The organism is Cellulomonas persica (assembly GCF_007989825.1).
In the GTDB taxonomy this organism is placed as follows: Bacteria; Actinomycetota; Actinomycetes; order Actinomycetales; family Cellulomonadaceae; genus Cellulomonas; species Cellulomonas persica.
Genome location: NZ_BJUA01000015.1, coordinates 67,858 through 76,073 on the forward strand (window position 1 = coordinate 67,858; position 8,216 = coordinate 76,073).

An 8,216-nucleotide genomic window follows, 5' to 3' on the forward strand; every position below is an offset into this window, starting at 1 on the left:
GGCGCCGCCCGCGGTTCCCGGACGACGACGGGCCGCGCCCGGCCCCGGTGCACTCCACCGGGACCGGACGCGGCCCGTGCCGTCAGGTCATCGGACCTGTCTGCTCGTCACACCCAGGCCGCCGCCTTGGCCGTCGAGGCCTGCACGACGAGCCTGGTCGCGCCCGTCGACGGCAGCACCGTGGTCGAACCCGCGTACCGGGCCTTGACCGAGTACGTGCCCTGGGCCAGCCGGGGCAGTGTCACGACGACCTTCCCGTCACGCAGCGTGCCGGTGCGCGTCGCGACCGTCTTGCCGTTGCGGGTCACGGTCACGGTGACCTTGCCGGTCGCCCTGACCGCGGAGGTCACCTTGGCGGTGACCTTCGCCGCCTGGGCAGCGGTCACGGAGGCGGTCGTCGCCTTGGTCGTCGACGACGCGCGCGTGACCTTGACGGTCACCGTGCCCTTCGACGACGCGAACGTGCCGGCGCCGTCGTAGGCGACCGTCAGCCTGTGCGTACCGAGGCTGAGCTGCTTGCTCACCGTGACGGTCGCCCGCCCGCCGGACAGCGTCCCCGTGCCGACCTTGGTGCTGCCGTCGAGCACGCGCACCGTGCCGGTCGGCGTGGCGCCCGACGCGGTCACCTTGACGCTCACCTTGAGCGTCTTGCCGAGCTTGACGGATGTCGGCGCGCTCGCCGTCGTCGTGGTCATGGCCGGGATCCCCAGCGTGCCGGTGATCTCGGTGTTGCCGGCGACGTCGACCGAGCGGTACTGCAGCGTGGTCGCGGCGGAGCCGACCGTGAGCGACCCCTTCCACGTGGTCCACGAACCCGAACCGAGCCGGTACTGCGTGCGCGCGACGCCCGAGGTGCGGTCGGTGGCACGCAGCGTGACCGCCCGGGAGGACGTCGAGAAGGTCGCGCGCGTGACCGGGGCGGTCGAGTCGATGCCGACCTCGATCGAGACCGGGGAGGACACGCGGCCGGAGCTGTCGGTCGCCCGTGCCTTCACGACGTGCGCGCCGTCACCCGTGACGGTCGTCGTCGCCGACGAGCCGGCCGTGGTGGCCCACGCGGCGCCGTCGACGGCCAGGTCGACGGACGTCACCCCCGCGGAGTCGGTCGCCGTCGCGGCGACCGGCACGGACGACGAGCGCCACCAGCCGGCCGAGCCGTTGGGCGCGCGCGTCGCCGCGAGCGTCACGACCGGGTCGGTGTCGTCGACGACGTCCACCGTGAGCGACGCCCGGACGGACGCACCGGTGGTCACCGCGCCCGAGATCGTGAACTCGCCGACGGCCGCGTACTGCGCCGGGTCGACCGCGTCCCAGGTCACGGCGACGGGGCGCGTCGAGCCGTCGGCGAAGTGCGCGGGCACCGTCGCAGGCAGCGTCGGGGCGACGCCCGGACCCGTGGTCACGGTCGTCGGCTCGACGGACTCCACCAGCAGGTTCGGCTGGTAGGCGCCGCGGACGGCGTCGAGCTCAGCCTGCGTGATCGGCAGGACCGTGCCGTGCCGCGGGCTCGACGGGAGCTGCGCGCTCGTCTGCGCGGTCCACGTGCCGGCGGCGATGTTCGTCGACTTGAACGCCATGTAGCCGCGTCCGCCGTGGTAGCTCGGCTGGTCGATGAACAGGTACCAGTCGTCGTTGTCACCGTTGGCCTTGAACGCCGTCGGGCCCTCGCCGTTGGTGAACGTGCTGCCCCAGGGGTTGGCCTGACCGACGCCGATGCGCTCCTTGACGAGCTGCCAGCCCGGCGACGAGGTCGTCGTCGGCAGCGAGCCGGTGACGGTCGCCAGCAGGTTGGTCGACTTCTCCTGGCGGACCGTCATGGACGCCTCGTCCTTGACGAACCGGTAGTAGGTCGAGCCGTCCTTGACGATCGTCGCGTCGATCATGCCGAGGCCCGTGCCGCGCTTGACGTCCATCCACGGCTGCGCCTCGCTGAACGTCACGAAGTCACGCGTGGTCGCGTACATCATCCGGTTGTACGTCGAGGTGTAGCTGCGGCCCGCGACGGTCGTCGTCGGGTAGAGGTTGGACGCCCAGTACACGACGTACGCGCCGAGGCCCTCGTCGTAGAACGCCTCCGGGGCCCAGGTGTTGCCCGCGAAGTCCGTGGAGACCTTCACGTGCCGCTGGTCGGACCAGGTGACGAGGTCGGTCGACTCCCAGACCTCGATGTACGTCGAGCCGGACTGCTGCGCACGCGCGAAGCTGCCACCGGGGTAGATCTTGAGGTCGGTGGCGATCATGTAGAACTTGTCGCCCTCGGGCGAGCGGATGATGAACGGGTCACGCAGGCCCTGCTCGCCGTACGACGAGGTCAGCACCGGCTCGGCGTCGTTCAGGTCGTCCCACTTGGTCGGGTTGTCGCCCTGGCTCGCGCCGAGGAAGATCGACTCGCTGTCGTCGGCGCTCTCCCCCTCGAAGAACGCGAACAGGTACGCCTCGGTCTCGGCCGGGGCGGGCAGCGCGGGGACGGTCGCGGTGAACGTCCGCTCCGCGGTGGCGCTCTCGAGCGCGCCCGTCGCGGTGAGCTCGACCGTCGCGGTCGGCTGGCCGTGCGTGGGCCGGTGCACGACGCCCGTGCCGTCGATGACGGACGGGTCGGACGACTCCCACGTGAAGGTCGTGCCGTTCGCGCCGGACGTCGGCAGCGTGAGGTTGCCGCGCACGTCGTCGACGTTGACGACCGTCAGGGCCGCGAGGTCCTCGGCGACGAGTCCGGGCGCGTCGGGCCGCTCGAGGACGGTGACCGTGAACGCGCGGGTCTCGGTCACGTTGCCCCGCGCGATCGTCGCGGTGAGCGTCACGGTCGCGTCACCCGAGCCGGACGCCGGACGCGTGACGACGCCCGTCGTGGACACGACCGACGGGTCGGACGACGCCCACGTGATCGATGAGCCCTGGTCCCCCAGGACCGGCAGCGTGAGCGACGAGCGCACCGCGGACGTGTCGCCGAGCGTGAGCGCCGCGGCATCCGCGGCGACGGCCGGGCCGACGATGTCGTCGGCGAGCTCGGTGAGCTCGTCCGACGTGAGCACGCGGTCGTACACGCGGAAGTCGCGGACCATGCCCTTGAACGACTTGTCCGCTGCCCACGCCGAGCGGCCGATGTAGTTGGCGATGCCGCCCTCGCCGACGTCGCTGGGCTTGACGGTGATCGCGTTGTTGCGCGCGACCTCGACGCCGTCCTCGTACAGCACCGAGTAGCCGGGCGAGGCCTGCGTGCCGCCCACGATCGTGTAGGTCAGGTGCCGCCACGAACCCGTCGCGAGCGCGGTCGAGCGGATCGTGCTCTGCTCGGTGGTGTAGGTGCCGGTCGTGATGGCGCCACGCAGCCGGCCCTCATTGTCGCTGCCCGTGACGAACACGTACCCGGTGCCCGACGAGAACCCGGCCGGGTTGCCCAGGTTGAACAGGAAGTAGTTCGCGGTCATGCCGGTGGCGATGTTGACGTCGAGGTCGACCGTCACCGTGTCCAGACCGCTCAGCAGGCCGTCGGGGAGGCGGATCGCGTTGCCCGCGCTGCTGTTACCGCCCGAGAAGACGAAGCCGTCACCGCCGTTCCACGACGCGGCGCCGGTCACGCTCGCGTGCCGGCCGTGACCCGACGAGTCCGCGGCGACGGTGCCGCTGGTCTCGTCGAGCAGCCACCGGCCTACCAGACCGTCGTCGACGGCGGCACCGGCGGGCGTCGCCACCAGTGCCGTCGCCAGGGTGACGGAGGCCGCGGCCACCGCACCCCATAGTCGTCGTGCGCGCATGTTGTGCACTCCTTGCACTCGGGGATGTGAACGTGTCCGCCGGGTGCGGGCCGCTCCGGGGGGCGCGGCCCGCACGTGCGGACGTCAGCGGAGGACGACCGTCGTCGTCCGGGTCGATGGGGAATCGCGGAGGTGCCCGCTACGCGGCTGCCGCGACCTGCGCCGGCGTGCCGAGCGAGTGAGACGGCGGGGCGGTGTCCCTCGGGCCTGAGCGGACGTCCTCGTCCCGGCCCGACCGCGCGTGGCGGCCCGCGCCCTCGTGGTGCTCCGGGACCAGGGCGTGTGGAATCATCACTTGTGCTCCTACCTCTCCAAGGCGTGGTGAGCACCCGAGGTCGCCTCGTTGCGACTCGCCGGGAAAGCCCTCCCGTCCGCCGGGACACCCCCGGTGGCAGCCGGGTCCGGTCGGACGGGAGGGTCTCGCGTCTTCAGTTGTCGCGGTCGGGCGGCGCACCGTCGCGCCACCCGACCGCAGCTGTCCGCGCTACCTGCGCTTCGCGACGAGCACCCGCTGCAGCAGCACGAAGCCGAGCAGGATCACGCCGATCAGGATCCGGTTCCACCAGATCTCGAGGCCCTCGCGGTTGCAGATCGTCAGGATGAGGCCGTACACGGTGACGCCCGCGAACGTGCCGAGCACGTAGCCGACGCCGCCGGAGAGCAGCGCACCACCGATGACGACCGACGCGATCGCGTCGAGCTCCATCCCGACGCCCGACAGGTTGTAGCCGGACTTCGTGTAGAAGGCGAACAGCAGGCCACCGATGCCGGCGCACGTGCCCGAGATGACGTAGACCCACATCTTGGTCGCGCCCGGACGCAGACCCATGAGGCCCGCGGCCTGCCCGTTGTCACCCGCGCCGAGCCCGTACACCGTGCGGCCGAACCGCGTGTAGTGCAGCAGGTAGACGGCGGCGAGCAGCACGACGAGCGCGATGATCATCGACAGGTTGACGTACCAGATGTCGGGCTTCTCGCCGAACTTGATCTTCCACGAGGCGAGGGACGCGAAGCCCTCGTCCTTGATGCCGATCGCGGTGGTGCCGATCATGTTCGCCAGGCCGCGGGCCAGGAACAGCCCCGCCAGCGAGGCGATGAACGGTTGGATCTTGAAGTACTGGACCATCACCCCGATGAGCGTCCCGATCGTCGTCCCGACGAGGACGCCGAGGACGAGCACGAGCGGCAGCGGGGCGCCGCCTTCGAGCAGCTTCGCGACGACGAGACCCGTCAGGGCCACCACGCCACCGACCGACAGGTCGATCCCGCCGGAGATGATGACGAACGTCATGCCGATGGCCAGCACCAGCAGGTACGAGTTGTCGATGAACAGGTTCGAGAACAGGCGTGCGCTGATGAAGCTGCGGTCGTCGGTGCTGTACCGCAGCTGGCCGACGACCAGGAGCAGGATCAGCGTCGCGACGGTGCCGACGGTCGGCAGGTAGCGACGGTCGGTGAGCCGGCGCCACCACTGCGACGTCTGCACGGTGGGCGTCTTCTTCGTCGGGAGCTTCTCCGACACGGTCTGCGCGGTCATGCCGCCACCTCCACGGACTTCCGCGATGCCGGCGGCTCGGGCAGGCGCGGGACGCGGCGCAGGCCGACAGACTCCCGCAGGCGCTCCGAGCCGGCGATACAGATCGCGATGACGACGATGGCCTTGAACAGGTCCTTGGACTCCGACGGCAGGTGGAAGATGATCACCGCGCGGTCGAGGGTCGTCAGGATGAGCGCACCCACGATCGTGCCCGCGAGGCTGAACTTGCCGCCGTCGAGCTTCGTGCCGCCGATGACGACCGCCATGATCGCGTTGAGCTCCATGAGCTGGCCGATGTTGTTGGCGTCGGCGGCCATGGTGGGCGCGCCGTACACGAGGCCCGCGAGGCCTGCGAGCAGACCGCAGATCACGTAGACGAGCCACGTGATGTTGCGCGACCGGACACCGGCCATGTGGCTCGCGGTGCGGTTGATGCCGATCGACTCGACGAGCATGCCGAGCGCGGTCTTGCGAACCGAGAAGGCGACCGCGGCGAACACGACCGCACCGATCACGACCGGCGTCGGGATGCCCAGGACGAACCCGGAGCCGATCGACTTGAAGGGCGCGGAGTGCGTCGTGGTGATCTGCCCGCCCGTGAAGGCCAGCGCGATGCCGCGGCCCGCGACCAGGATGATCATGGTCGCGATGAACGGTTGGATCCCCAGCCCGGAGACCAGGAACCCGTTGAACGCCCCGACGAGCGCGGCGACGGCCAGCGCGAGCGCGATCGCGATGAGCGCGGTCCCGGCCTGCTCGCCCGTGCCCGAGTTGTCGATGTAGGTCAGGGCCACCGACAGCGAGATCGCCATGACCGCGCCGACCGAGAGGTCGATGCCGCCCGTCGCGATCACGAGGCACATGCCGAGCGCGAGCAGCAGGAACGTCACGGAGTTGCGCGTGATGTCGACGAGCTGGCCGAACAGGTGGCCGTCGACGATCTTGACGTCGAGGAAGCCGGGGCTCACGATGCCGCACGCGATCCAGAGCGCCACGAGGGCCACGACGGGCCAGAACAGGTGGTGCTTGGTCACGCGCGAGACCCAGGTGGGTACCTGCACGGTGCCGGTCATGCTGCGTCACTCCCGCTCGCTGCGATGGTCTCCAGGACCGTGGACGATGTCACGTCGGGGCCGTTGGTCAGCTCGCCGACCTTCTCGCGGTCCCGCAGGACGACGAGGCGGTGCGACAGGCGCAGCACCTCCTCCAGCTCGGAGGAGATGAACACGACGCCCATGCCCTGCGAGGCGAGCTCGACGACGAGGCGCTGGATCTCGGCCTTGGCGCCGATGTCGATGCCGCGCGTCGGCTCGTCGAGGATGATCAGCCGGGGCGACGTGGCGAGCCACCGGGCCAGGAGCACCTTCTGCTGGTTGCCGCCCGACAGGTTCTTGATGAGCATGTTCGGGTTCGGCGGCTGGATGTTCAGCGCCTCGATGTAGTGGTCGACGACCTCGTCGAGCTCCTTGGCGGGGACCCGGCGCCAGATGCCGCGGCTCGCCTGGATCGCCAGCGCGATGTTCTCGCGGACCGTGAGGTCGGCGATGATCCCTTCGCGCTTGCGGTCCTCGGTCGAGTACGCGAGGCCGCCCTTGAGCGACGACAGGGGCGCGGCCGACTTCACGTTCTCGCCGAAGAGCGTCAGCTCACCGGAGTCCGCGCGGTCCGCGCCGTACAGCAGCCGGGCGAGCTCCGTGCGGCCCGAGCCGAGCAGGCCCGCGAAGCCGACGATCTCGCCCTCGTACACCTCGAGGTCGACGGGCTCGATCGAGCCCTCACGCCCGAGCTTGACCGCCGAGAGAAGCGGCGTGCCCTGCCGCTCGTCGTGCGCGACGCGCTGCGCGCCGGCCTCGATCGCGGCGAGCTCGTCGCCAGCGCGGCCCAGCATCTTGGAGATCAGCTCGATGCGCGGCAGCTCGGCGGTCAGGTACTCGCCGACGAACCGCCCGTTGCGCAGGATCGTCATGCGGTCGCTGATCTCGTAGACCTGCTCGAGGAAGTGCGAGACGAACAGGATCGCGACGCCGCTGTCACGCAGCTGGCGCACGACCGCGAAGAGCTCGGCCACCTCGGCCTTGTCGAGGCTCGAGGTCGGCTCGTCGAGGATGAGCACCCGGGCGTCGACGACCATCGCGCGTGCGATCGAGCACAGCTGCTGGACGGCGATCGAGTGCGTGCCCAGCTGCGACGACGGGTCGATGTCGAGGTTCAGCCGGGCCAGGTACTCCTTGGCCTTGCGCCGCGTGGCGGGCCAGTTGATGAAGGGGCCGAACCGCACCTCGTGACCGAGCATCACGTTCTCTGCGACCGAGAGGTTCGAGCAGAGGTTGACCTCCTGGTACACCGTGCTGATGCCGGCTTCCTGGGCCTCGGCGGTCGAGTGGAACTGGTGGGGCTCGTCGGCGACGCGGATCTCGCCGGCGTCGATCTTGTAGACGCCGGTGAGCGCCTTGATCATGGTCGACTTGCCGGCGCCGTTCTCGCCCATGAGCGCGTGGACCTCGCCCGGTCGGAGCGTGAGATCGACGCCGTCGAGCGCCCGTACGCCGGGGAACTCGATGGTGATCCCGCGCATCTGCACGACGGGGGCGGAGTCGGACGTGAGAGACATCGTGGGTCATCCGTCCTGATGTGGGAGCAGCTTTGCGGGCAGCGACCGCGTCACGGGTGGCCGGGACAGGCCTCGCGTCGTCGCGGACGCTGCGGGAAGTGCAACAGCCGTGCGGCGGGGCGAGCGGCCCCGCCGCACGGCTGTCATGGTGTCACTCGGTACGTCGTCCGCGTCAGTGCGGCCACGGCGCGTACCGGGACGCTCTCGCGTCAGTACGCGCGAGCGTCGACGTCGGCCTGCGTGATCGTCTGGTCGAAGGCCTGGTCGACGACGATGGTCTCCTTCGGCAGTTCCTCGCCGTTGTAGACCTTCT

At 70.3% G+C, this 8,216-nt stretch carries 4 protein-coding genes; all 4 read right to left on the reverse strand.

Going from position 1 to position 8,216, the window contains the following annotated elements; genetic code table 11:
• Positions 1 to 107: 107 nt before the first annotated feature.
• The 4 genes from CPE01_RS13715 to CPE01_RS13730 all read right to left on the reverse strand — a co-directional run bounded on the left by CPE01_RS13715 (position 108) and on the right by CPE01_RS13730 (position 7,903).
• Complete coding sequence (locus CPE01_RS13715; protein ID WP_146807381.1) at positions 108 to 3,755, reverse strand: immunoglobulin-like domain-containing protein; 3,648 nt, start codon at positions 3,753 to 3,755, stop codon at positions 108 to 110.
• A 484-nt stretch (positions 3,756 to 4,239) separates the two neighbouring features.
• Entirely contained in the window at positions 4,240 to 5,292 is a 1,053-nt protein-coding gene (locus tag CPE01_RS13720) for an ABC transporter permease subunit (RefSeq protein ID WP_146807382.1), read from the reverse strand.
• Positions 5,289 to 6,365, reverse strand: a complete 1,077-nt coding sequence (locus CPE01_RS13725; RefSeq protein ID WP_146807383.1) for an ABC transporter permease — start codon at positions 6,363 to 6,365, stop codon at positions 5,289 to 5,291. The genes CPE01_RS13720 and CPE01_RS13725 overlap by 4 nt, the downstream gene beginning before the upstream one ends.
• The gene (locus tag CPE01_RS13730) at positions 6,362 to 7,903 is read right to left on the reverse strand and encodes a sugar ABC transporter ATP-binding protein (RefSeq protein ID WP_146807384.1); all 1,542 of its coding nucleotides are present in this window, start codon (positions 7,901 to 7,903) and stop codon (positions 6,362 to 6,364) included. The genes CPE01_RS13725 and CPE01_RS13730 overlap by 4 nt, the downstream gene beginning before the upstream one ends.
• Between the last annotated feature and the right edge of the window lie 313 nt (positions 7,904 to 8,216).

Bases quoted from the DNA above. Each gene is read 5' to 3' on its own strand.
- CPE01_RS13715 (WP_146807381.1), bottom strand. From the start codon at position 3,755: ATGCGCGCACGACGACTATGGGGTGCGGTGGCCGCGGCCTCCGTCACC.
- CPE01_RS13720 (WP_146807382.1), bottom strand. From the start codon at position 5,292: ATGACCGCGCAGACCGTGTCGGAGAAGCTCCCGACGAAGAAGACGCCC.
- CPE01_RS13725 (WP_146807383.1), bottom strand. From the start codon at position 6,365: ATGACCGGCACCGTGCAGGTACCCACCTGGGTCTCGCGCGTGACCAAG.
- CPE01_RS13730 (WP_146807384.1), bottom strand. From the start codon at position 7,903: ATGTCTCTCACGTCCGACTCCGCCCCCGTCGTGCAGATGCGCGGGATC.